A 22428-nucleotide genomic window follows, 5' to 3' on the forward strand; every position below is an offset into this window, starting at 1 on the left:
GCGAGGGTCAGGGGGCGGGGTCGAAGTACGCGCGTACGGTGGTGGCGCCCGGGCGGGTGTGGACGCGTACGAGGTCGCTGAGCAGGTTGACGATCAGCAGGCCCCGCGAGCCCGCCTGGCGCGGATCGACCGGGCGGCGGCCCACCAGCGGGTCGGTGATGTGGCCGCGGTCGCTGACCTCGCACACCAGCCGCCCGTCCGCCTGCCACACGCGCAGCAGCCCGGCGCCGCCGCCGTGGTCGAGGCTGTTGGCGCCCAGCTCGGCCACGGTGAGCCTGATGTCGTCGAGCCGGTCACCGGTGAACCCGCAGGCGGCGGCCTCGCGGGCGGCCAGGGCCCGCGCGGCCGACAGGTTGGAGCCGTCGAAGTGCAGCGAGACGCAGCTCTCCGGCTCGTCCAACGGCCGGTTGTGGCCCTCGATGACCTGCTCGGGCGCGTAGTCGGCGCTCGTCCACGACCCCGATGCGTCGCGCAGCACGGGGTGGGTGCGCGCGGCCTCGGCGATGACCTCGTCGTTCAGCGTCCGCACGTCGTACGGGCACATGATCGTCACGGGCCGCCCCGCGAACGACAGGTTGATCAGCGCCTCGTGCTGCGCGCAGGCGGGGTACTCGTCGCGCGTGCGCTCCGGCCAGATCGGCTCGCCGATGATCCGCACGTGGCGGCCGGGATGCCGGTCGGCGAAGCCGCGCAGCACGGCGGGGATGATGCGGCCCGGGTTGCGCCCCGCCTCGGTCATGTCGAGCATGAGCACGTCGCGGGCGGCGGCGCCGAGCGAGCCCTCGATGAGCGCGAGCCTGGCGCCGGGGACGGCCACCGCGACGGGGTCGCCCGCGGCCAGGCCGTCGGCCACGAAGGTCGTGGTGGCAGCCACATATTCCCCATCACTCCGATAGAGCAGCGCGGGATGGTGGAACGGGTCTGCCGGCATCAGCCACAGGCTACCTAAGGTTGGTGTCTTCAAAGCCATCCGATGGGTACCTATTGGGTGTGAAGAGAGTCCAGGTGATTCAGCGCCCCCGTCCAGGACACCGTCCGTTGCCCCTCGATCTCCGCACCCCATCAGGGCGGCAACTCCCCTTCTGAGTCAAGCGACCTATGCTCAGGACATGTCGGAAATGCGGATGCGCGTCTCGGATGAGGACCGCGAGCAGACCGCCCAGCGGCTGCAACGCGCGTTCTCCGAGGGCCGCCTCACCCACCCCGAGCTCGACGAGCGGCTTGAACGCGCGCTCACCGCGAAGACGTACGCCGACCTGCTGGCCCTGATCGACGACCTGCCCGCGGACGAACCGCGGGTCGGCGACGTCGTGGAGCTCTCGCAGGCCAACGGCGCCGTCAAGCGCTCAGGCGACTGGGCGGTGCCCCGCCGCCTGCGGGCCGGCAGCAAGTACGGCGCCGTCGACCTCGACTTCTCCGATGCCGTGATCCCGCACCAGGTGGTGGAGATCGAGCTCGACCTCCAGTACGGCAACGCGAGGATCACCGTGCCCGAGGGCGCGGTGGCGAACATCGACGGCTTCGAGAGCACCTGGGGCGCCACGCGGACCGACGACGTGCCGAGCAGGCCACGGCCAGGCGCCCTCTCCTTCGTGATCACCGGCCGGGCGAAGTACGGCGGGCTCACCGTGCGCTATCCGCGCAAGCGCTGGTTCACCCACTGATGGAAGAGCGAGATGTGGTGCTCGCTGGGCACGAGCACGCCTCCGTCCCGGTAGGCCCGTGACGACATGCCGGGCTGGGTGCGCTCGCACGCGTCGAAGTCCTGCTCGTTGACCCGGTGGAACAGCTCGACCGACAGCGACACGTCGGCGCCCGACGCGACCACGTCGGGGTGGTAGAGCCAGTCGCACTCGACGATCGTCCGATCCACCGCCATCGGGAAGATGCGGTGCAGGATCACGTGGTCGGGCACGAGGTTGACGAACACCTGCGGCTTGACGGTGATCGCGTAATAGCGGCGGTCCTGCTCCTGCGCCACGTCCGGCAGCTTGCCGAAGCCGGGGCTGCCGTCCACGGTGAACCCCGCGGCCCGCTCGGAGAACTCGGCGCCGTGGCCCACGTAGTACTGCGCCGCGTAGCCGCCGGCGAACTCCGGCAGCACGGCGGTCAGCTCCGGGTGGATGGTGGCGCAGTGGTAGCACTCCATGAAGTTCTCGACCAGGAGCTTCCAGTTGGCCTTGACGTCGTAGACGATGCGCCGGCCGAGCGCGAGGTCCTCGACGTGGTAGCGCTCGATGGCGGCGGGGTCGCCGAGCCGTTCGGTGGCGGCCTGGGTCACGGTCTCCTCGAACGAGGGCGGCTCGGCGGCCAGGCAGACCCAGGCGTAGCCGAGCCATTCGCGCAGGTGCACGGGGACCATGCCGTACGCGACCCGGTCGATGTCCGGCATCTTGGCCAGGTTGGGGGCGGCGGCGAGCCGGCCGTCCAGGTCGTAGGACCAGGCGTGGTAGGCGCACCTGATCGTCCGCTTGACCTCGCCGGCCTCCTCCAGACATAGCCGCGCCCCGCGGTGCCGGCAGACGTTGAGGAAGGCGCGCACCTGATCGTCGCGTCCGCGTACGATGATGATGCTCTCCCGGCCCACCTGAACGGTCCTGAACGCGCCCGGCTTCGCCAGATCCGCCGACCTGACGGCGCAGAACCAGAGGTTCTCGAAGATCTTCTCCTGCTCCTCGGCGAACGCCGCTGGATCGGTGTAGGCGCTGCCTGGGAGCGTGGAGATCAGGCTGGACGTGATGGTCAACCGGCACCGCCCTTGTTGCGTATTACGCACCGAGTTGCTCTATATGCGACATAGTCAGGCGGCCTCAGGGGGCTGTCAAGAGGTAGTTGCTGTAGCGGCGCAACAACAGGGTGTAGATGCGGGTCATGAGGCCGTCGGGCAGCAGTCCGGCGATCGGCCGCTGCATGTCGGTGGCCTCCGTGGCGGCCAGCCTCGCGGGTCTGCGCACCACCTTCGACCTGGCTTTTTCGTACGCCCGCAGGTCCCCGATCGACCGGCTGAGCAGCCAGGCGTCCTCCAGCGCCTGATTGGCGCCCTGGGCCATGGTGGGCGGCATCGTGTGGGCCGCGTCACCGGCCAGCGTGGTCGGCCCCCTTCCCCAGACCTTGGGGATCGGCTGGCGGTGGTGGGGGAAGAAGTCGATGTCCGCGATCGAGGCCAGCACCTTCGGCACCGGGTCGGCCCACTCCCCGAACCGCTCCCGCAGCCGCTCCACCACGTGCGGGTCGCCGGCCCAGAACGGCCGCCCCGGCGCCGACCTGACGTCGAACCACCACAGCAGCCGCCCCCTGCCCGCCGGGATCAGCCCGCACAGCCCGTGCCTGCCCGCGATCATCACCGCCCTGCCGGACTCGGTCAGCAGGGTCGGCTCGGTGGTGAACCCCTGCCAGGTGACCCACGGGCTCAGGGTGGCCGCGTCGGCGCCCCACAGGGCCGAGCGCACCGCCGAACGGCGGCCGTCGGCGCCGACCAGCACGTCGCCGCGTACCGTGCGGCCGTCGGACAGCCGCGCCTCGGCCCGTTCCGGCACCACGTGCTCGGCGCGGGCGCCGTACGTCACCGGCACGCCGTCGGCCAGCAGCTCCACCAGCTCGCTGCGGGCGACGTGGACGACGGGGTGGCCGAAGCGGCGCTCGGGGACGGTCAGGTCGAGGGTGAGCAGGCGGCGGCCGTCGGGGGCCCACGACTCCAGCGTCTCCAGGCGGCGGCCGACGCCGGCCCAGTCCACCTTGAGCTCCTCCAGGATGGCCGTGCTGCCGGGCCAGAGCGAGACGGAGCCGCCGGCCGTGCGCGGCTCGGGCGACTCCTCGTACACCTCGACGTCGTGGCCCTTGCGCAGCAACCCCCTGGCCAGGGCGAGCCCCGCGACCCCTGCCCCGATGACGACTACTCTCATAACGACCCCTGAATAGTGAGACGCTCGATATCGGATACTTGGAGTATCACAATGCCTGCGCGCGGTCGTAAACCCGACCCCTCGGTTGATCACCGCATCAGGCAGGCCGCTGCCACGCTGGTGCTCTCCCACGGCCTCGACTTCACCATGGACGACGTCGCCGCCGCGGCAGGCGTCGGCAGGGCGAGCGTGTTCCGCCGATACGGCGGCAAACGGGACATGCTCCTCGAAACCCTCGGCACCCTCATGGACGTCCACGTCGCCGTCCCCGACACCGGGACGCTCGCCGGCGACCTGCGCGTCGTGGTCGCCGACACGATCGCGCTGTGGCGGCGCCCCGAGGTGTCGCGCCTGGCCAGGCAGGTGTACGCCGCCGCAGGGCGCGACCCGGCGATCGCGGACGTCGTCCGCACCTCCATGCGCACCCGCATGGAGCGGTCGTGGGTCGTGTACGAGCGGGCTATCGCACGCGGCGAGCTGCGGCCCGACGCGGACCTGTGGATGCTGACTGACATGTTCGTCGGCTTCATCACCTATCGGGGGATTTTCGAGCTCCCGCTACCCGAACCGGACGAGATCGTGCGGGCTTTGCTGCACGGCTTTACGCTGGGTTGATACGGGTGGTGTTACTGGGGTGCAAGTGACGATCAAGCGATCGCCCATATGGTGCTTTTCGTAAGTTGAACCAACGAAGGGCACGTACATGACTCCCCCTCGTCGCCTCGCCGCTGTGGCCGCGACGCTCACTCTTGCCGCTCTCACCACCGCTTGTGGCGCGTTCGGCCAGGCCGTCGACTGCAACTCCGCGGCCCAGGAGGCCACCACGATCGTCACCGAGTGGAGCTCGGCGATCAGCGCGAGCGCGACCGACAAGGACGCGATCGGTGAGGCCTCCAAGACGGCGGCCACCAAGACCAAGGAACTGGCCGGCAAGTACGACGGCGAGGTCGGCGCCGCGCTGAACGACCTGGCCGACGGGTTCGCCTCGATCGAGGGCGGCGACCTGTCCAAGGCCAGCGAGTTCACCGGCAAGGTCAGCGGGTTCCAGAGCAAGATCGTCTCTGCCTGCTCCTAGCAGACTCGCGGTCGCCGTGAACACCTGTGGGGGACAGGTGCTCCGGCGGCCGCGTCCCGGCCCTGCCCGGAGGGCGGCGTGACGCCACGGGGGCACCCACACCCACCCTCCACCCCGGGCCTGGGGTAAGCCCGCCACTGAGGTGGCGGGCTTTCCCCGTTTCCACCCCTTTCCACCCCAAGGACACCCACCACCAGGGTGTGCGTTCGCTACGTGGCGCGGAGGGTGAGGGCGTGGGTGTAGGCGTGGTCGAAGCCGTCGAGGACCGCTTCCCAGGAGCCGGCGGTCGGTGGGGTGGTGCGGTTGTGGGCGGCGATCGCCGCACGCAGGTCGGGGTCGCGGCACAGGCGGGCGACCGCCCTGGCCAGATCGCCCAGCGTGCGGCCCAGCAGGCCCTCGACGCCGTCCTTGACGAAGTCCGCGACGCCGCTCTGCGCCCGCGCCACCACCGGCAGCCCGGCCGCGCGCGCCTCAAGGGCGGCGATGCCGAACGACTCGCGCGGCGCCGGCGCCACGAACACGTCGGCCGACTCCAGCACCTTGGCGATCTGCTCCCGGGTGTAGCGCCCGGGAAGGGACACCCAGGACGCCATGCCGTGGCGCTCCAGGAAGCGCTCCATCTGCCCCCGTGCGGGCCCGTCGCCGACGATCGTGGCCCGGATGGGGATGTGGGCGGGCACCTGGGACCGGGCCGCCAGCAGCAGCTTCAGCAGGCGTACCGGCTGTTTGCGCGGAGCCAGTCGTCCGACGGCGACCACGTGCACGCCGGGCCGGGAGTCTGGCGCGCCGGGCGGCGGCGCCCAGCCGGACAGGTCGAGCCCGTTGGGGACGACGCGGACCGGCACCAGCGGCCCGGCCACCGCGCGGATCGGGGCGGCCGCGGCATTGCTGACCGTGGTGGCCACCAGCCGCCACCGCTCCCACCCGTACGCCAGCCGCAGCAGCCGATAGAGCGCCCGCGTCACCGGATCCCACATGCTGTGCACGGTCACCACGCACGGCACCCCGGCGCGATGCGCGGCCCGCACCCCCATCCACGCGAACGGCGACACCGCCCCCGCGTGCACGTGGACGACGTCGGGACGCGCCGAGGTGATGCGCCGCGTGAGATGCCCCACCCCGAACGGGTGGACGGGCAGGTCGAACGGCATCGGGGCGACGATCCTGTGCACACCGGGCAGCGGCTCTCCCCTGGTCGCCGTGGCCACCGACACCTCGTGCCCGGCCTCCCGCTGCACGCGCACGAGATCGGCGACCTGGACCTCGATCCCCCCGAGTCGCGGCAGGTAACAGTCAGTCACGTGAAAGATCCGCACCCCTCCCAGACTAATCTGGGCCTGTGCCTCCACGTACCGCTGTGTTCTTCCATGCCCACCCCGACGACGAGGCCCTGCTGACGGCGGGCACCATGGCGATGCTCGCGGCCGAAGGACACCGCGTGGTGCTCGTGGTGGCCACCGCGGGCGAGCGCGGCCTGGCCGAGATGGAGCCGGGCGACGAGCTGGGCGAGACCCGGCTCAAGGAGCTGTACGAGTCGGCCGCGCTGCTCGGCTGCGCCCGCGTCGAGTGCCTCGGCTACGGCGACTCGGGCCTGAGCCCGCAGGGCGGCGTCGCCGACGAGCGCCCCGACAACGCCTTCATCGACGCCGACACCGAGGAGGCCGCCAAGGCGCTGGCCGCGATCCTCCAGGAGGAGCGGGCCGACCTGCTGACCATCTACGACCCGGCGGGCGGCTACGGGCACCCCGACCACGTGCAGGTGCACCGGGTGGGCAGGCGGGCGGCGAAGATCGCGGGCACGGAGATCGTCCTGGAGGCGACGGTCAACCGCGACCCGCTGGTCCGGCTGCTGAAGCTGGCGGGGAAGGTCTACCGGTTCCCGCCGGAGTTCGACGTCCGCACGTTCGAGAGCGCGTACTCACCGGGCGAGGCCATCACCCACCGCGTCAACGTCCGCCGCTACGCCCGCCAGAAGCGGGCCTCCATGGCCGCGCACGCCTCGCAGGCCAGCGGCGGCGACAGCGACCGCACGCTCGCCGTGATGCTCAAGGTCCCGCGCCCGCTCTACCGCTTCGTCTTCGGCACCGAGTGGTTCGTCCGCCGCGACCTGCCGCCGGGCGCCCGCCTGCGTCATCCCTTCGACGGGTGGCCCGCTTGATACCCACGCCTCATACCTGGGGGTGACGCGCGGCCCGCTGCCAACCGGCAGACTGGACCCCGATGAAGAACAAGTGGCTGCAGATCGCCTTGTCCGTGCTCTCGCTCGGCCTGGCCGTGCTGCTCGTGGTCTACCTGCCGGAGATCGTGCGGGCGCTGACCGGCAAGCCGGTCTCGTGGAGCGAGATCGGTGCGCTGTTCGCCACCCTCGGCGGCGGCGAGATCGCGCTGATGACGGCGCTGTGGCTGCTCAGCCTGCTCTCCTACACGTTCGTGCTGACCAGCTCGCTGCCGGGGCTCAACAACCTCCAGGGCCTGACGCTCAACGCGGCGGGCAGCGCGGTGAGCAACCTCCTGCCGTTCGGCGGGGCGGTGGGCGTGGCGCTGTCGTTCGCGATGACGAAGGGCTGGGGGTTCACCAGCCGGGCGTTCGTGGTGATGACGCTGGTCAGCGGCATCTGGAACACGTTGTTCAGGTTCGTCCTGCCGGCCGTGGGCATCATCGCGCTGCTCGCCGCGGGCAAGGCGCCCAACTCCACCGTCGCCAACGCGGGCTGGACGGGCGCGATCTCCATTCTCGTGCTGTGCCTGGTCGTGGCCGCCGCCCTCTACTGGGACCGCGCCGCGCGGGCGCTCGGCAGGGCGCTCGACGGCGTCACCCGGCTGCTGCGGCTGAAGGTGCACGCCTCGGAGGCGTTCCACCGGCTGCGCGCCGACACCGCGGGCGTCGTACGCACCCGGTGGCCCGGGCTGTCGCTCGGCATGGTGTTCTTCCTCGGCTTCCAGTGGGCCATCATGGCGGCCTGCATGTCGGCCACCGGCGCCTGGCCCGGCCTCGCCGAGTCGATCGCCGTCTTCGCGCTGTCGCGGGTGCTGACCAGCGCCCTGATCACGCCGAGCGGCGCCGGGATCATGGAGAGCGGGGTGGCCGCGCTCCTCATCGCCTTCGGCGTGGGCGCCACGCCCGCCATCGCCACCGCACTGCTTTTCGGCTTCTGGACTTACACTATCGAGATCCCGTTCGGCGGCCTGGCTCTCGGCGCCTGGGCACTGCTGCGCAGGCGCGGCGGCCGGGACGCCGGCGCGGAGCCCCCGTCCGCGATCTCGAAGGCCACCTAGTGACAATCCCAAACCCATCGCGTGCTAATCGACCACGGCCCTTGTGCGTGATTCGTAGGCCCGCATAGCGTGGCGGCTGACATGGTGGCGTTCCGAGTTCTGGGGCCAGTCGAGGCGTACGAACACGACGACGAACTCGACCTCGGCGGGTTGCGACAGCGGGCCGTCCTGGCCCGCCTGCTCGTGGCCAGAGGTCAGGTCGTGCCCGTTGACACACTTCTTTACGATCTGTGGGACGACGACGCGGCAAAGGGCGCGCAGTCGGGCCTGCAGGTCTACATCTCGCGCCTGCGCAGGGTGCTGGAGCCGGGCCGCCCGCGCGGCGGCCCCAACCGGCTGCTGGTGACGGTCGCGTCCGGCTACGCGCTGCGCGTGGCGTCCGACCAGGTCGACGCGCTCAGGTTCGAGCAGCTCGTCCGCGCGGCCGGCGAGCACCTCGAAGAGGGCGACCCGCAGGCCGCCAGAGGCCGCCTGGAGAAGGCGCTCGGGCTGTGGCGCGGCACCCCCTACTCCGACTTCGCCGACCAGGCGTGGGCGGAGGCCGAGGTCAACCGGCTGACCGAGCTGCGCCTGGTCTCCCGCGAGCGCCACGCCGACACGGGGCTGCGGCTCGGGCTGCACGCCGAGACCGTCCCCGACCTCGAGGCGCTCACCACCGAGCATCCGCTGCGCGAGGAGGGCTGGCGGCTGCTGGCGCTCGGCCTCTACCGCTGCGGCCGGCAGGGCGACGCGCTGGCCGCGCTGCGCAGGGCGCGCAACATCCTGGCCGACGAGCTGGGCATCGACCCCGGCCCCGCGCTGCGCAAGCTGGAGTCCGACATCCTGGCCCAGTCGCCCGAGCTCGACCTCGCCCTGCCCGCCCGCGCCGCCAGGCCCGCCGCGCCCGTCACCGACACCTGGCCGCCGCGGCCCGCCGCCCACATCGAGCCGCCGCCGCTGGAGCCCGAGCCGTTCGTCGGCCGCGACGCCGAGCTGGCGAGGCTCACCACCGCGGCCTCGCGCACCGGCAGGTTCCAGGTCGCGGTCGTCACCGGCGTGGCGGGCGCGGGCAAGACGACGCTGCTGCGCCAGCTCGAAGGCAAGCTCGCCGCCGACGGCTGGACCACCGCGTCGGGCGCCTGCCCCGACTCCAGCGCCACGCCGCCGGGCTGGGCGTGGGTGGAGATCCTGCGCACGCTGATCGACATGACCGGCGCGGGCGAATACGCGCAGCTGCTCGCGCCGCTGCTCGACGACGCCGCCCCCGACCCCGACGAGGACGAGGCGTCCGGCGGGTTCCGGCTGCACCGCGCGGTCGGCGGCTACCTCGCCGGCGTGGCGCGCCGGGGGCCCGTGCTGCTGACGCTCGAAGACCTCCACTGGGCCGACGACCAGACGCTCGCGCTGCTGCGGGCGCTGCCCAGCCTGCTCGCGACCAGCCGGGTGCTGCTGGTGGTGACGTGCAGGGAGAGCGAGCTCGACGACCGCCAGTCCGACGTGCTGGCCGCGCTGGCCCGGCTCGGTCCCGTACGCGTCGGCCTGTCCGGGCTCGACCCGAAGGCCGTGGCCGAGCTGGTCAAGGCCACCTGCGTACGCGAGATCGACGAGGACGCGGTCGAGTCCATCGTCGAGCGCACGGGCGGCAACCCGTTCTTCGTCCGCGAGACCGTGCGCCTGCTCGACTCCGAGGGCGCGGCCGACCGCGCCAGCGCCACCGAGGTGCTCTCCCAGGTGCCGTCCGGCGTGCGCGACGTGCTGCGGCGGCGCATCTCGCGGCTGCCCGCGGGGGCGCAGCAGATCCTGCTGCAGGCCGCGGTCATCGGCCGCGACGTCGACCTCGACGTGCTGATCGCGGTGGCCGGCGACGAGGACGCGGTCATCGAGGCCGTCGAGGCGGCGCTGCTGGCCGGCCTGGTGACCGAGCCTGGCCCTGGGCTGCTGCGCTTCGACCACGACCTCGTCCGCGACACGATCTACTCCGACGCCTCCCGGCTGCGCCGCACCCGGCTGCACGCGGCGGTGGCGGCGGTCATCGAGCGGCACACGCCGTCCGACGTGGCGGCGCTGGCCCACCACTACTTCCTGGCCGACGCGGCCGGCAAGGCCGTCCACTACGCGGGCCTGGCCGCCGAGCAGGCCGAGCGGCGCTTCGCCCACCGCGAGGCGGCCACGCTGTGGGAGCAGGCGATCGCCGCGTTCGACCGCTCACGCGCCGACGACCAGGGCGACCAGGCGCCCGAGCGGGCCAAGGAGCGGCTGCACCTGATGCTGCGGCAGATCAGGGCGCTCGCGCTGTGCGGCGACATGCACGCGGCGCGGCTGCTGCGCCGCCAGGCCATGGACGCCGCGCTGCCGCTGGGCGACCTCGAGATCACCGCGAAGGTGGCGGCGTCGCTGGCCGTGCCGCACAAGGGCATGGCGCGCGACTTCACCCGTACGGCGTGGGAGATCGTCGACGTCACCGAGAAGGCGCTCATGGAGCTGCCGGCCGGCGAACAGCGGCTGCGCGCCAGCCTGCTGACCACGCTGGCCCTTGAGCTGGAGGGCTCCTCCTCGCCGGAGCGGGGCAGGCAGGCCTCGCTGGAGGCGCTGGAGCTGGCCCGGCAGAGCGGCGACCCCGCGCTGATCGCGGCGGCGCTGAGCGGGCGGCTGCGGCAGTCCTACGACATCCCGGCCGTCGACTCGCGCGAGAGCATCGGGCGGGAGCTGCTCGAAGTGGCGCAGCGTTCGGGGCAGATGGCCACCCAGGCGCTGGCCCACCTGGTGCTGCTGGAGTGCGCGGCGGCCAGGGGCGAGTTCGCCGCGGCCGACGAGCACGCGGCGGCCGCCGACCAGCTCGCCAAGCAGTACGACCTGTCCGCGCCCGCCGCGGTCGTCGTCTGGTACGCCGGGCAGCGGCTGATGATCTCCGGCGACTACGAGGGCGCCGAGCGGGCCTACCGCGACGCGGCCCGCATGACCGAGCGGGCCGGCATGCTGGAGGGCCGCCAGGACCTGCCGCTGATCACCTCGTTCTGCCTGCACCTGGTGGCGGGGAGGGCGGCGGAGATGGTCGCGCCGCTGGCCGAGGCGCACCAGCGGGGCGCCAAGTGGACGCTCGACGCGTACGCGCTGGCCCTGGCCTCCGCGGGGCGGCTCGACGACGCCGGGGCCGTGGCCGCCACCCGGCCTCCGGTGCGGCCCGACTTCCTCTACGAGCTGGTCATGACCTGGCGGGCGCTGGCCGGCATGCTGCTCGACGACCGCGAGCGGATGGTCGACTGCTACGACAAGCTCAAGCCGTTCGCCGACCGGGTGGCGGGCGCCGGCACCGGCGTGGTCGCGCTGTGGCCGGTCGCGCTGACGCTCGGCGACCTGGCGATCCGGCTGGGGCAGCCCGACGCGGCCCGGCAGCACTACGAGAAGGCGCTGGAGGTCGCCGAGCGCATCGGCGTGCCGCGCTGGGTCGACGCGGCCCGGCAGTCGGTCAGCAGCTCACTGCGAAACGGCGGCTCTTGACGGTCTCGGCGCCCTCGGCCGACAGCTCGACCCGATACCAGCCCGGGGTGCCGTTGACCTCGGCGCGCCACTCGACGGTCCTGCCTGCCGTGGCGAAGCCGTCGTGATCCGACAGGTAGGTGCGCCAGGTCTTGGTGGCGGGGCTGTAGCGGGTCAGCTTCCAGCGGTAGAGGACGGTGTCGTCGGGGTCGGGGTTGGCGAGGAAGGTGCGGGCCACGTACGACCTGGCGCAGCCTTCCGTGGGCAGGGCGCTCACCGTGAGGGCGCCGGGCTCCCCTGCGATGCCGCCGGCCGGCTGCTCGGAGGCGGGCATGGAGGCAGGCATGGAGGCGGGCATGGAGGCAGGCATGGCGCGGGCGGCCAGGGAGATCGTGGCAGGCTCGGCGGCCTTCCGCTGCTCGGTCGTGCCGGCGTTACTGTAGGCGGAGAAGCCGACGTACGCGCTGGTGAACGCCAGAGCGGCCACGAACAGCTTCGCGGCGTTCGACGTTCCGCTGGTCAGGACGGTTGCGCTTCTCGTCGGCATGGTCAACACCCCTTTTGCTCACCCATAGAGTGAGACCGGGTGGTTGAGTAGCGGTTGTCGGTGAGTTGCACCCGTTGCGCGCTGCTTGCAACCCGGCATGGCGCCGGTCGGCGGCGTGAATTAAGGTAAGGCTGGCCTAAGGATTTCGGAGGGGGTGGGCCCATTGATGCGGCACGCGCTGATGTCCGTTCCCGCCCCTGCCGAGCCGTTCTGGTTCGGGCTGCCGTACTGGCTGGTCGGGGCCATCCTCATCCTTGCCCTGTTCGGCGCGTTCCAGGTCTACTACTGGGTCGGCCGCAGGCTCGGCGAGAAGCTGTACGAGTCGCGCGTCGGGGTCAAGCTCGGCCGCGACCGCATCGCGAAGATCGAGAGTGTCGTCGAGCGCTGGGGCGCGCTCGCCGTCTACGGCTGCTTCTGGGTGCCGATGCTGCGCCACACGCTGCCGTGGGTGGCAGGGGCGCTGCGCGTCTCCTACCCCTGGTACGTGGTGGCGAGCGCGCTCGGCTGCCTGACCTGGGCGCCTTTGTGGTGGTTCGGGCTTACCGCCGTCGTGTGGGGGTGGCTGGAACTGGCCGCGCGGTCGCCCATCACGGCCGCCGTCGTCGCGGTGGTGGCCGTCGCCGGGGTGACCTGGTTCATGATCCGCCGCCGCCGGCGCCGCCGCACCGCCGACGACCAGCCCTTGGTGGCGCAGGACTCGTAACTACCCGGTAGCGGCCTGACTCGTCGTACGGTCTTCGATCGCCGCCTCCGGGGCGTTCCTGCGGAGGGTCTCGATGCCGTTTACGCATGCCACTTTGCTGGGGTATCCCTCCCCCACCGCCAGGGTCTGCCCGTTGTTCGCGACGAGCGCGAACCGGTATCCGCCCTGCTCATCCTCAGTGATGACGAACTTTCCCGCCATGGCCACCGCCCCCCGCCATATCAGATCTATGAAGGATTTACCCCCATCTGAGGGCGACGCGTGGCCTGGTTAGGCAAACGAATCCTTGATCTCCTGTCACCATGATTGTCATGCGTATTGGGGGTTTGATCAGCTCTGCGGTGGTCGCGCTGGTTGTCGGGTTCGGCAGCACTCCGGCCCAGGCCGCCAACGAGCCCGCCGTCAAGGCGAAAGAGGCGTACATCGTCGATTCAGCAGGAACGGTCCACCTCGGCAAGCGGGAGACGAGGCGGGTGCCGGTGGCCAGCCTGGTCAAGGTCATGACGGCGTACGTCGTGCTGCGTGAGGCCGACCTCAGCGACGTCATCACGATCAGCGCCGCCGACGTCAAGTACGCCGCCAAGGGCGGCGCCGCGACCGCCGGGCTGCGCAAGGGCGAGCGGTTCACGGTCAGGGATCTGCTGTACGCGCTCATGCTGCCCTCGGGCGCCGACGCGGCCAACGCCCTGGCCCGCCACTACGGCCCCGGCAAGACGGCCTTCATCGCCAAGATGAACCGCACCGCCCGCTCGCTCGGCCTCACCGACACCCGCTACACGAACGCGGACGGCATGCCCACTCCCGCCAACGGCGGCTACTCCACCGCCGCCGACCAGGCCAAGCTGGCGCAGTACGCGCTGCGCAGCAGCATCTTCACGACCGTCGTCGGCACCAAGGTGCACAAGGTGTCGAAGACCGCCGTGCACCGGGCGCACACCTGGCGCAACACCAACAAGCTCCTGTCGCGGGCGGACGGGGTGCTGGGCGTCAAGACCGGGTACACGAACGCCGCCGGCTACTGCCTGCTGTTCGCGGGCGAGCGCAATGGCCTGCAGATCGTCGGCGTCCTGCTCGGCGACCAGAACGAACGCCGCTTCTCGACGGCGGAGAAGCTCCTGGACTACGCCGGCGAACAGGTCGCCTTCGGCTGACCGGCCGACACCATCACGAGGCTCTCGGCCGACCGGCTACGGGTCGGCGGCCGAAGGTGCTTGCGGGCGCTACGGCCGACCGGCTACGGGCTTGCGGCCCGAGGTGCTTGCGGGCGCTTCGACTGACCGGCGGGCGCCCGCCGGGGCCGGTCAGTCGAAGGTGATGGTGCCGTGGCCGGGGTAGGCGTGCAGGCCGCTGGCGGCGCAGCCGAGGATGGCGGTGGGCGGTGCGATGCCGCCCCTGGCCCGCCGCCCGGCCAGCCAGCCCGTGCGTACGGTGCCGGTGAGCAGCGTGTCGGCCGGGTGCCTGGCCACCAGGCGGTCGGCCTTGATGCCCAGCTTCGAGGTGCCCGCCGGGCGTCCCGTGGCGCCGAACCAGGTGATCCTGGCGGTGCCGCGTACCCGGCGGGCGGTGGCGCAGGACGCCTGGGCGGTGGCCTTGACGTTCACCCAGCCCGACCGCAGGAACGTGGCCGAGCCGTCGGGCGAGGTGCACCCGGTGAACTCCAGGTAGCCGCGCGCCGAGATGCGCCGCGTCGTCAGCCCCACCCGAGGCGCGAACGTCAGCGGCCGCCCCGATGGCGTCGACACGGCACAGGTCAGCGCCCCGCTCCTGGCCCTCTCCCCCGGCCGCCGGGCCACCCTGGCCTCCGACGCCTCCCCGAACACCGTTCCCAGGGACCGGCCGAGCGCCGCCCCGAAGTCCGCCCCCGCGGACCGGCCGACCGCCGCCCCGAACGCCGGCCCGAACCCCCGTCCCGCCGAGAACCCGAACGCCGGCCCGCCAGGGGCACCGGCCGTGGCCGGCCAGAAGGGCGCCGCCAGCCGGAAAGGCGCCGCCGCACCCTCCGCGGAACCGGTAGGAGACGCCGTCGTGGCGTGTGGCGGCGAGGCCAGCAGCCCCGTGGCGACGGTGAGCGTGATGATCCAAGCCCCGTTCATGGACCCTCCGGCCTGCGCGATGGACGCACGTACGGTAATCGAAGGATTACAGTGTGCCTCATCGACCACGCCGTCCGCCCTCGTCTGCGGCCCGACGCCCCGCCACGACGCCGCTGTACGTTTTCCGATGGATTCGGCCCGCCGTCCGTTGCCGAGTAGGGTGAGCCACACACCCCTCCCTAAGGACACCCTGATGGCGGAATTCTTCGAGGTCCGCACCCTGATCGAGGGTCACGAGGCGGCGGCCGAGCTGGCGCACGGCATCCTGCTCGCCGGACTGGCCACGTCGATCGACATCGCCGAGGTCCCGCACCCGTCCGCGGCCGACGCGACGACCTGGCAGCTCACCCTCGTCACGACCGGGCAGCAGGTGCCCGCGCTCGAACGTCACATGCGCAGCATCGGGGCGCGCCACCCCATCGACCGCGAGCCGATCGCCCACGACTTCAACGGCTACCCCGACTGGCTGAGCGACGACAGCCAGTGACGGGGGCTCACCGCCGCCGCTGAAAGGTCTTGGCCCCCGTACGCTGAACCGCGGCCCTGACCACCCCGAAAACGGCTCCTTGCACGGCGGCGGCGACGAGCACCTCGGTCCACCCCCGGCTCAGATCATCGGCATCGGGCGCCTCATCCTGCCCCGACACCATCGCCCAGGCCCGCCTGAACAACGCAGCGGCCACCGCCCCGCTCACCAGGCTCATCCCCAGCGACGTGACTTTCTCCACGGGCTGCATCCCCACTCCTTACGCTCGCGTGGCGTATGCCCGTGCCCTATGGACCGCACTTAAACGTCCCGCTGGTTAGGCATAGCGAAAAAAACCTGCCTCCATGAAAACCGGCGTGTCTGTCGGGGCTTCCCCGCAGGAGGATCGGCCCTGTCAGCACGTCACTCGCCCGCGCTGGTGCGGCTCCGGTTCGGCGCGGAGCCCTGGAAGCCCTCCGAGACCTCCAGGGTCATCGCGGTGTACGACAAGCACGACCGCCCGACCTGCGGGCTCATCGAGCAGCAGGAGCACACGTTCCTCTGCGACTGCATCGAGGGACACGCCTGGCACGTCAGCGTCTGGGCCTATGCCGAGGTCACCGACGATCAGGTCGCGGAGCTCACAGCAGCGGAGGGCGCGGCGTTCGCCGCCGCCGTGGACCGGGCGCTCAGAAGAAGGTCAGTGGTGGCGGCCCTTGCCGTGGGTGACCGGCTGATCCGAGCACCGAACTCAGGCTGAGCTCTGTGATGGATCTGCTGCTCGCATCAGGCCGTGGCAGGCTATTGCGGCGGCGGCCACGACGTTGAGCGAGTCGACGCCGGCGGCCATCGCGTCGGGGCTCATCGGGATGCAGACCGTCTCGTCGGCTTCCTGGAGCCAGTGGGAGGACAGGCCGTCGCCTTCCGAGCCGAGAAGCAGGGCCACGCGGTCCGTGAGGCGGGCGCGGTCCATGGGGGTGGCGTGCTGGTCGGGGGTGAGGGCGAGGGTGTGGTAGCCGGCTTCGCGCAGGCGGGTCAGGCCCTCGAACCAGTCGTCCATGCGGGCGTACGGGATGGAGAAGACGGCGCCCATCGAGACCTTCACGGCGCGGCGGTAGAGGGGGTCGGCGCAGCGGGGTGACAGGAGGATGGCGCCTACGCCCAGGGCTGCCGCTGAGCGGAAGATGGCGCCGACGTTGGAGTGGTCGACCAGATCCTCCAGGACGAGGATGCGGCGGGCCGGGCCTTTGAGGAGGGTGTCGACGGAAGGGAGAGGGAGGCGTTCCATGGAGGCGAGGGCGCCGCGATGCACCTGGAAGCCGGCGATGCCGGACATGAGCTCGTCGCTGACGACGTAGACGGTGGCGTCACCGAGGACGTCCTGCAGCGGGGTGAGCCAGCGGCGGGTGGTCAGGACGGAGCGGGTCGGGTAGCCGGCGCCGATGGCCCGCCTGATGACCTTCTCGCCCTCGGCGAGGAACAGGCCGCGCTCGGCCTCGAGGCTTTTTCGCAGCTCGACGTCCCGCAGCCGGGTGTAGTCGGACAGGCGGGGGTCGCCGGGGTCGGTGACGTACTCAAGCACCTTCCGATACTGCCATGCGCCGCCTGACCTGCCAGACCAGCGCATAGCAGGCGAGGACCAGGCAGAGGCCGACCACGGTGCCCGCGCCGGTCTTGGTGATGACGCCGGCGATGCCGTAGCGGGGGTTGGGCTCGTCGATGAGCGGCCACACGAGGGCGCCGGCCAGCACGCCGAGCCCGGCCACGGACAGGACGGCGGCGCGGACGCGCGCGGACAGGCGCAGCCGCTCGGGTACGGGCGCCGCCGGCATCCCGGACAGACCCCGCCATCCCCACCAGACCACGACGGCGAGCCCGACGGCGGACGAGACGTACTGGAGGAGGCGGAAGAGGTTGATCACCCCCAGCACGCTCACCGACAGCCAGGCCCCCCACTCGACGACGCCGGTGGAGTGGGTGAAGGAGTCCCACAGGACGTGGGTGGCGGCCCCGGTCACGGCGCCGGCCGCCATCGGGAGCAGGCGCAGCCGCTCGGGGGCGAGGAGCGCGGCCCGCCCGGCGAGGGAGGCGGGCAGCAGCGCGATCAGCGGGTCGCGCAGCACGAGGTGGAAGAACGGCAGCAGGATGAGCACGGCGAGCGGGTCGATGGTGACGACGCCCAGCCAGGAGTGCCAGTCGCTGTAGTCGGGCAGGAACGGCAGGAAGAGCGGCAGGTCGGGCACCATGGCGCCGAACGCCAGCGCCCAGGGATCGAGGACCCTGCGGATCCGGGCCGACGGCCCGACGAGCGGTAAGACGGCGGCGATGTGGCTGGGCGTGAACGGCAACAGGACCTCCCCCTCATGATCGACCCTCATTATGCGGGCGAATCTTGATCAGGCTTTGCCGCCGCCATTCCTGGTCACGCTCCGCAGTGGGTACGGTACGTATCGCTGTCGACGGCCGGATAAGCCGGAGTTCGGGGGTTCATGGTGCCTGATCAGCGGATTCATGAGCGTCCGGCCGCGTCAGCGGACTGGCTGCGCGCGGCCCGCGCCGCTCGTACGCTCTCGCTGGTCACGCTGGCCTGGCTGGGCGTGGAGAGCGCGCTCGGCCTGGCCGCGGGGCTCGCGGCGCATTCGGTCGCGCTGATCGGCTGGGGGCTGGCGGCCCTGGTGGAGGCGGCGGCGAGCCTGATCGTGGTGTGGCGGTTCACCGGCACGCGGACGCTGTCGCCGCACGCGGAGCGCACGGCCCGCCGCGCGGTGGCGGTGAGCTTCTGGCTGCTGGCCCCCTACCTGGTCCTGCATGTGGCGCACGACCTGGACGCGGGACACCGGGCGACGCCGAGCGTGCTGGGCATCGTCGTGACGGCGGTCAGCCTGGTCAGCATGCCGGCGCTGGGCCTGGCGAAGCGGCGGCTGGGGGCGCGGCTGGCGTCGGCGGCCACGTCGGGCGAGGGCACCCAGAACCTGATGTGCGCGGCCATGGCGGCCGGGGTGCTGGCCGGTTTGTACCTGAACACGCTGGGGTGGTGGTGGGTCGATCCGGCGGTGGCGGTGCTCCTCGCGGCGGTCGCCGTACGCGAGGGGCGGCGCGCCTGGATCGGTCACACTTGTTGCCATTGACGGCCACCCTGCGTCATCGTCGCACCAAAAGGGCTGTTTTGCCACAGAGACCGCACCGAGTATCGTTCCCGGAGTATTGCGGAGCATCTCCCGCTAGGGTCTCCGGACGGTCTCTAGAACACCTAAGAGGACATCGTGGGGCGACACCGCACAGACGATCTCGATGGCGACTACAGAGCCGGCGAACCCGTCCCGCGCAGACGGCCGAGGAACGGCCGTGGCAGGGTGCTCGTCCCGCTGGCCGGCGCCGTCGCCATGGCCGTCCTGCTCGGTGTCGCGGCGTTCGTCATCTTCACCCGCGACCACGACTGCTCCGGCGGCAAGCTGCCGTTGAAGGTGGTCGCCGCCCCTGACATCCAGCCCGCGCTCAACAAGATCGCCGGCCGCTACAACAAGGCGCTGCACTCGATCGACGGCAAGTGCGTCGAGGTGACGGTGGCCAAGGAGGCATCGGCGCGGACCGCGAACGCGCTCGCGGCCGGCAAGGTCACCGCCGACTTCTGGGTGGCCGACTCCAGCCTGCTCATGGAGAGCATGCGCCAGACCCCGGCCGGTGAGGCGCTGCCGCAGGTGGAGGGGTCGATCGCGACGTCGCCCGTGGTGCTGGCGGCGGCCAAGTCGGCGGCCGGCAAGCTGTCGGGCGCGCTCCAGCCGAGCTGGACCTCGATGATCGCCGCCGCGAACGTGGCCAACGTGGACGGCCCCGGCAGGAAGGTCAGGGTGCTCGCCCTCGACCCGCAGAAGAACTCCGCCGGCCTCGCCGCGCTGCTGGCCGCAGCCGGCACGGCCAAGGAGTCCGGCCAGGACAAGGCGCTGGTGGGCGCGCTCAAGGAGCTGTCGGGCCAGCTCGCCGCCGACTCGAACGCGCTGCTGGCCAGCCTGACCGTCAAGCCGGGCAGCAAGGTGCCCGTCGGCGTCACCTCCGAGCAGGCCATCTACGCGCACAACAACAAGAAGCCGGACGCGCCGGTCGTCGCCCTCTATCCCAAGGAGGGCACGCTCAGCCTCGACTACCCGGTGACGATCCTGACGAAGGACCCGGAGGTGCTGAAGGCCGCCGCGGACTTCAAGCAGGACCTGTCCTCGGAGTCGGCCAAGCGGACGCTGCGCGAGGCGGGTTTCCGCGGCACCGACGGCAAGCCGGGCGACGTGCTGGCGGAGGACGACGGCTTCACCCAGGACACGCCGACCGCGCTGGACCCGCCGGACGGCGCGACCGTGGCGCGCATGGTGCAGACCTGGACCCGGCTGAACCTCGGCACCCGCCTGCTCACCCTGCTCGACGTCTCGGGCACGATGGCGCTGCCGGTGCCGGGCACCGGCATGACCCGCATGCAGGCCATCAACAAGATCGCCACGGAGGGGCTCGCGCTGTTCCCCGCCGGTTCCGAGATGGGTCTGTGGACGTTCTCCACGCACCTGGACGGCAAGGGCAGGGACTGGAAGGAGAACGTCTCGCTCGGGCCGCTCAGCGAGTCGATCGACGGCACGCTCCGCAAGGAGGTGCTGGCCAGGACGTTCGCCCAGATCAAGGCCAAGGCGACGGGCGACACCGGGCTGAACGACACGGTCAAGGCGGCCTACACGCAGCTGACGAAGACGTACAAGCAGGACAAGGTCAACACCCTGCTCATCCTCACCGACGGCGCAGGCAACGACGACCCGGACGGCGGCGTCGAGAACGCCGAGCTGCTGCAGTTCCTGGAGCAGACCTACAACCCGAAGCGGCCGATCAGCATCCTGCTCATCGCGTTCGGCCCGGACGCCAAGAAGGGCAAGCGGCAGATGGAGGCGCTGGCCAAGGCGACGGGCGGCGAGGCGTACATCGCCGAGGACATCCTGCAGGTCCGTGACTTCTTCCTGCAGGGCATGGAACGCCGCCTCTGCACCCCGAACTGCGACGGCTGACCCTTTCGCCCTTCATGCCCATTGGGCATGGAGGGCGAACCGGTACGAACCAGACCGCGTCCTCTCCGCGTGGGGCTCGAGTGCCCGTACTACCCGCGGGGAGGGAAATCCGTGCCTGGATGGCCGACCATCGATCGCGCCGACGACCAGGAGCTGATCGAGGCTCTGCGGCGTGCGGACCCCGAAGCTCCCGCCACGCTCTACGACTCCTACGGCGAGCGCCTGTACGACTACGCCTACGCGATGGCCGCCGACCGCGACCTCGCCGCCGACTCCGTGCACGACGCGCTGGTCACCGCGCAGGGCTGCGTCGAGCGCCTGAAGGAGCCCGCCAAGCTGCGCGCCTGGCTGTACGCGCTGACCAGGTTCCAGGTACGCGCCCGCCTGGCCCACCGCCCCGGCACCCCGCCCGCCGGGCTGAGCCTGCCCGACCCGGCCGAGCAGGACGACCCCGAGCTGGCGGATCTGGTGCACGAGACGCTGGGCGAGCTGCGCAGGGGCGAGCGCGAGGTGCTGGAGCTGTCGCTGCGCCACGGCCTGACCCCGGCGGAGGTCGGCGCGGTGCTCGGGCTGACCGGCCGCCAGTCGGCGAACCGGCTGAGCCGGGCCCGCGACCATCTGGAGATCGCGGCCGCGGCCGTCGTGCTGGCGCGGACCGGACGGGCGCACTGCCCCGACCTGTCGGCGATGGTGGACTCGTGGGAGGGCCCGCTGACCCCGCTGCTGCGGCGGCGGCTGTCGGGGCACATCGGCGGGTGCGAGGTGTGCACGGAGGGGCGGCACCGGCAGGTCTCTGCGGCGCGGCTGCTGGACCTGGTGCCGGTGGCGTACCCGGGGATCTCGCTGCGCCGGCGGGTGATCGACACGTGCGTCAGTCCCGAGCTGGACCAGACGCGGGAGCTGATCACCGACCGCGGTGACAGCTTCGACCGCGGCGGGTTCCCCGTGGTGGCCGAGTCAGGCCCGCGCCGGCGCCGCTCGCGCCGCGTGGGTCCGCTCGTGCTGGCAGGCGCCTGCCTGCTGGCCGCGACGGGCGCGGTGGTGGTGATCAACGGCTCGAACGCCTCCGACGTCGGCACCGCGGCCCCCCGGCCGACCGTGACCACGCCGCCGCCCGTTGAGGAGAGCCTGGAGCCGACGGAGGACCTGGAGATCGACGAGGTCGAGCCGACCCCGACGCCGTCGCCCAGCCGTACGCCATCGGCCACCGCGTCCTCGCGACCGGCCTCGCGCCCGGCCTCACGACCTGCGGCGGGCCCCCCGAGGAGCAGGCCCGCCCCGCCGACGGCCACCCGCCGCCCCGCGCCCGGCGCCCGGCTGGTCACCACGTGCCCGAAGGCGATCACCGGCGCCGGCGAGATCGGGCTGCGGGCCCGCAACGCGGCGGTCTCCTGGGTGGCGACCGCCTCGCAGGGCCTGGACGTGGTCCCGGCCAGTGGTTCGATCAAGGCGGGGGCCGCCGCGACGGTCATGGTGACGGTCGCCGACCCGTACGAGCCGGGCACCGGACGGGTCGCGTTCACCTCGAACGCGGGCACCGCCACGTGCGCGCTGTCCTGGCAGGGCGAGGAGCTCCCCGAGCCGCCGACCGACCAGCCGACGGTGAGCGAGGAACCGTCCCCCGCACCCACGTCGGGGGTGGCCACCTCATCCGCCAATGGGACGGATGCCGAGGGCCTGCGCAAAGCAGACGTCAACGCGCAGTAGATTGCCTAATGTGATCGACAAACGGGTATAAATCGGACCCTGGCTCGAAGATCCTAGGCCACATAGGGCATTCTGGTGTGCTTGGGGACCGCTTCGAGGTGGGCGATCACTTGACCGTGTGCTGAAGGTCACACGAAAGACCCCGCCTGCCGGTAAACCGGCGCGCG

General features: G+C 71.8%; 23 protein-coding genes. 13 read left to right on the top strand and 10 right to left on the bottom strand.

Annotation, left to right across the window (positions count from 1 at the left end):
- Positions 1-7: 7 nt before the first annotated feature.
- Positions 8-931, bottom strand: coding sequence for an anti-sigma factor RsbA family regulatory protein (locus AB0K12_RS17355; protein ID WP_364561573.1), 924 nt, complete (start codon positions 929-931; stop codon positions 8-10).
- Between the two features lie 178 nt (positions 932-1109).
- Here AB0K12_RS17355 and AB0K12_RS17360 point away from each other — a divergent pair, with 178 nt between their 5' ends.
- A complete protein-coding gene (locus AB0K12_RS17360; protein ID WP_364561576.1) occupies positions 1110-1664 on the top strand; it encodes a DUF1707 domain-containing protein in 555 nt (184 codons plus the stop codon).
- On the opposite strand, the gene AB0K12_RS17365 is transcribed toward AB0K12_RS17360, so the two are convergent.
- Positions 1634-2746, bottom strand: coding sequence for an aromatic ring-hydroxylating dioxygenase subunit alpha (locus AB0K12_RS17365; protein ID WP_364561579.1), 1113 nt, complete (start codon positions 2744-2746; stop codon positions 1634-1636). The genes AB0K12_RS17360 and AB0K12_RS17365 overlap by 31 nt on opposite strands.
- A gap of 64 nt (positions 2747-2810) precedes the next feature.
- Positions 2811-3902 (bottom strand): NAD(P)/FAD-dependent oxidoreductase, encoded by a 1092-nt coding sequence (locus AB0K12_RS17370; RefSeq protein ID WP_364561582.1) that lies wholly within the window; start codon positions 3900-3902, stop codon positions 2811-2813.
- Positions 3903-3953: 51 nt separating this feature from the next.
- Between AB0K12_RS17370 and AB0K12_RS17375 the strand changes: the two genes are divergently transcribed.
- Positions 3954-4517 carry a TetR-like C-terminal domain-containing protein gene (locus tag AB0K12_RS17375; protein ID WP_364561584.1) on the top strand — a complete coding sequence of 188 codons (564 nt, stop codon included), beginning with the start codon at positions 3954-3956 and terminating at the stop codon, positions 4515-4517.
- Positions 4518-4605: 88 nt separating this feature from the next.
- Complete coding sequence (locus tag AB0K12_RS17380) at positions 4606-4977, top strand: hypothetical protein (RefSeq protein ID WP_364561587.1); 372 nt, start codon at positions 4606-4608, stop codon at positions 4975-4977.
- 209 nt (positions 4978-5186) lie between these two features.
- On the opposite strand, the gene AB0K12_RS17385 is transcribed toward AB0K12_RS17380, so the two are convergent.
- On the bottom strand, positions 5187-6278 hold the full coding sequence (locus AB0K12_RS17385) for a glycosyltransferase (protein ID WP_364561590.1): 1092 nt from the start codon (positions 6276-6278) through the stop codon (positions 5187-5189).
- A 38-nt stretch (positions 6279-6316) separates the two neighbouring features.
- Here AB0K12_RS17385 and AB0K12_RS17390 point away from each other — a divergent pair, with 38 nt between their 5' ends.
- The 3 genes from AB0K12_RS17390 (at position 6317) to AB0K12_RS17400 (ending at position 11730) form a co-directional block, all read left to right on the top strand.
- On the top strand, positions 6317-7135 hold the full coding sequence (locus AB0K12_RS17390; protein WP_364561593.1) for a PIG-L family deacetylase: 819 nt from the start codon (positions 6317-6319) through the stop codon (positions 7133-7135).
- Between the two features lie 62 nt (positions 7136-7197).
- Positions 7198-8253, top strand: a complete 1056-nt coding sequence (locus AB0K12_RS17395) for a lysylphosphatidylglycerol synthase domain-containing protein (RefSeq protein WP_364561596.1) — start codon at positions 7198-7200, stop codon at positions 8251-8253.
- Positions 8254-8334: 81 nt separating this feature from the next.
- Positions 8335-11730, top strand: coding sequence for a BTAD domain-containing putative transcriptional regulator (locus AB0K12_RS17400; RefSeq protein WP_364561599.1), 3396 nt, complete (start codon positions 8335-8337; stop codon positions 11728-11730).
- Here AB0K12_RS17400 and AB0K12_RS17405 read toward each other — a convergent pair.
- Positions 11699-12256: a hypothetical protein gene (locus AB0K12_RS17405; RefSeq protein WP_364561601.1), complete on the bottom strand. Its 558-nt coding sequence runs from the start codon at positions 12254-12256 to the stop codon at positions 11699-11701. The two genes, AB0K12_RS17400 and AB0K12_RS17405, sit on opposite strands and share 32 nt — an antisense overlap.
- A 154-nt stretch (positions 12257-12410) precedes the next feature.
- Here AB0K12_RS17405 and AB0K12_RS17410 point away from each other — a divergent pair, with 154 nt between their 5' ends.
- Positions 12411-12959: a VTT domain-containing protein gene (locus AB0K12_RS17410; RefSeq protein WP_364561604.1), complete on the top strand. Its 549-nt coding sequence runs from the start codon at positions 12411-12413 to the stop codon at positions 12957-12959.
- Here the strand turns inward: AB0K12_RS17410 and AB0K12_RS17415 are convergent, their stop codons facing one another.
- On the bottom strand, positions 12960-13160 hold the full coding sequence (locus AB0K12_RS17415) for a DUF1508 domain-containing protein (RefSeq protein ID WP_364561607.1): 201 nt from the start codon (positions 13158-13160) through the stop codon (positions 12960-12962).
- A gap of 110 nt (positions 13161-13270) precedes the next feature.
- On the opposite strand from AB0K12_RS17415, the gene AB0K12_RS17420 reads away from it, so the two are divergent.
- Positions 13271-14110 (top strand): serine hydrolase, encoded by an 840-nt coding sequence (locus AB0K12_RS17420; RefSeq protein WP_364561610.1) that lies wholly within the window; start codon positions 13271-13273, stop codon positions 14108-14110.
- 150 nt (positions 14111-14260) lie between these two features.
- Here the strand turns inward: AB0K12_RS17420 and AB0K12_RS17425 are convergent, their stop codons facing one another.
- Positions 14261-15052 carry a hypothetical protein gene (locus tag AB0K12_RS17425; protein ID WP_364561613.1) on the bottom strand — a complete coding sequence of 264 codons (792 nt, stop codon included), beginning with the start codon at positions 15050-15052 and terminating at the stop codon, positions 14261-14263.
- A 193-nt stretch (positions 15053-15245) separates the two neighbouring features.
- Here AB0K12_RS17425 and AB0K12_RS17430 point away from each other — a divergent pair, with 193 nt between their 5' ends.
- Positions 15246-15539 (top strand): hypothetical protein, encoded by a 294-nt coding sequence (locus AB0K12_RS17430; RefSeq protein ID WP_364561615.1) that lies wholly within the window; start codon positions 15246-15248, stop codon positions 15537-15539.
- Positions 15540-15546: 7 nt separating this feature from the next.
- On the opposite strand, the gene AB0K12_RS17435 is transcribed toward AB0K12_RS17430, so the two are convergent.
- On the bottom strand, positions 15547-15789 hold the full coding sequence (locus AB0K12_RS17435; protein WP_364370180.1) for a DUF4235 domain-containing protein: 243 nt from the start codon (positions 15787-15789) through the stop codon (positions 15547-15549).
- A 168-nt stretch (positions 15790-15957) separates the two neighbouring features.
- Between AB0K12_RS17435 and AB0K12_RS17440 the strand changes: the two genes are divergently transcribed.
- Complete coding sequence (locus AB0K12_RS17440; protein WP_364561619.1) at positions 15958-16278, top strand: hypothetical protein; 321 nt, start codon at positions 15958-15960, stop codon at positions 16276-16278.
- Here the strand turns inward: AB0K12_RS17440 and AB0K12_RS17445 are convergent.
- Together AB0K12_RS17445 and AB0K12_RS17450 are read right to left on the bottom strand one after the other, a co-directional pair.
- Positions 16270-17145, bottom strand: a complete 876-nt coding sequence (locus tag AB0K12_RS17445; protein ID WP_364561622.1) for an RNA methyltransferase — start codon at positions 17143-17145, stop codon at positions 16270-16272. The genes AB0K12_RS17440 and AB0K12_RS17445 overlap by 9 nt on opposite strands.
- Positions 17093-17866, bottom strand: coding sequence for a DUF4184 family protein (locus tag AB0K12_RS17450; protein WP_364561625.1), 774 nt, complete (start codon positions 17864-17866; stop codon positions 17093-17095). The genes AB0K12_RS17445 and AB0K12_RS17450 overlap by 53 nt, the downstream gene beginning before the upstream one ends.
- Positions 17867-18007: 141 nt before the next feature.
- Between AB0K12_RS17450 and AB0K12_RS17455 the strand changes: the two genes are divergently transcribed.
- From AB0K12_RS17455 to AB0K12_RS17465, 3 genes are all read left to right on the top strand, one after another.
- Complete coding sequence (locus tag AB0K12_RS17455; RefSeq protein WP_364370168.1) at positions 18008-18646, top strand: hypothetical protein; 639 nt, start codon at positions 18008-18010, stop codon at positions 18644-18646.
- Between the two features lie 225 nt (positions 18647-18871).
- Positions 18872-20554 carry a substrate-binding domain-containing protein gene (locus AB0K12_RS17460; protein WP_364561628.1) on the top strand — a complete coding sequence of 561 codons (1683 nt, stop codon included), beginning with the start codon at positions 18872-18874 and terminating at the stop codon, positions 20552-20554.
- Between the two features lie 111 nt (positions 20555-20665).
- Complete coding sequence (locus AB0K12_RS17465) at positions 20666-22261, top strand: sigma-70 family RNA polymerase sigma factor (protein ID WP_364561631.1); 1596 nt, start codon at positions 20666-20668, stop codon at positions 22259-22261.
- Positions 22262-22428 lie beyond the last annotated feature (167 nt).

This window comes from Nonomuraea sp. NPDC049419, from assembly GCF_040676995.1.
GTDB lineage: Bacteria > Actinomycetota > Actinomycetes > Streptosporangiales > Streptosporangiaceae > Nonomuraea > Nonomuraea salmonea.

Excerpts from the sequence above, each read along its gene's own strand:
- AB0K12_RS17355 (WP_364561573.1), bottom strand. The coding sequence starts at position 931 with ATGCCGGCAGACCCGTTCCACCATCCCGCGCTGCTCTATCGGAGTGAT.
- AB0K12_RS17360 (WP_364561576.1), top strand. The coding sequence starts at position 1,110 with ATGTCGGAAATGCGGATGCGCGTCTCGGATGAGGACCGCGAGCAGACC.
- AB0K12_RS17370 (WP_364561582.1), bottom strand. The coding sequence starts at position 3,902 with ATGAGAGTAGTCGTCATCGGGGCAGGGGTCGCGGGGCTCGCCCTGGCC.
- AB0K12_RS17375 (WP_364561584.1), top strand. The coding sequence starts at position 3,954 with ATGCCTGCGCGCGGTCGTAAACCCGACCCCTCGGTTGATCACCGCATC.
- AB0K12_RS17380 (WP_364561587.1), top strand. The coding sequence starts at position 4,606 with ATGACTCCCCCTCGTCGCCTCGCCGCTGTGGCCGCGACGCTCACTCTT.
- AB0K12_RS17395 (WP_364561596.1), top strand. The coding sequence starts at position 7,198 with ATGAAGAACAAGTGGCTGCAGATCGCCTTGTCCGTGCTCTCGCTCGGC.
- AB0K12_RS17400 (WP_364561599.1), top strand. The coding sequence starts at position 8,335 with ATGGTGGCGTTCCGAGTTCTGGGGCCAGTCGAGGCGTACGAACACGAC.
- AB0K12_RS17405 (WP_364561601.1), bottom strand. The coding sequence starts at position 12,256 with ATGCCGACGAGAAGCGCAACCGTCCTGACCAGCGGAACGTCGAACGCC.
- AB0K12_RS17415 (WP_364561607.1), bottom strand. The coding sequence starts at position 13,160 with ATGGCGGGAAAGTTCGTCATCACTGAGGATGAGCAGGGCGGATACCGG.
- AB0K12_RS17420 (WP_364561610.1), top strand. The coding sequence starts at position 13,271 with ATGCGTATTGGGGGTTTGATCAGCTCTGCGGTGGTCGCGCTGGTTGTC.
- AB0K12_RS17425 (WP_364561613.1), bottom strand. The coding sequence starts at position 15,052 with ATGAACGGGGCTTGGATCATCACGCTCACCGTCGCCACGGGGCTGCTG.
- AB0K12_RS17430 (WP_364561615.1), top strand. The coding sequence starts at position 15,246 with ATGGCGGAATTCTTCGAGGTCCGCACCCTGATCGAGGGTCACGAGGCG.
- AB0K12_RS17435 (WP_364370180.1), bottom strand. The coding sequence starts at position 15,789 with ATGCAGCCCGTGGAGAAAGTCACGTCGCTGGGGATGAGCCTGGTGAGC.
- AB0K12_RS17445 (WP_364561622.1), bottom strand. The coding sequence starts at position 17,145 with ATGCGCTGGTCTGGCAGGTCAGGCGGCGCATGGCAGTATCGGAAGGTG.
- AB0K12_RS17455 (WP_364370168.1), top strand. The coding sequence starts at position 18,008 with ATGGTGCCTGATCAGCGGATTCATGAGCGTCCGGCCGCGTCAGCGGAC.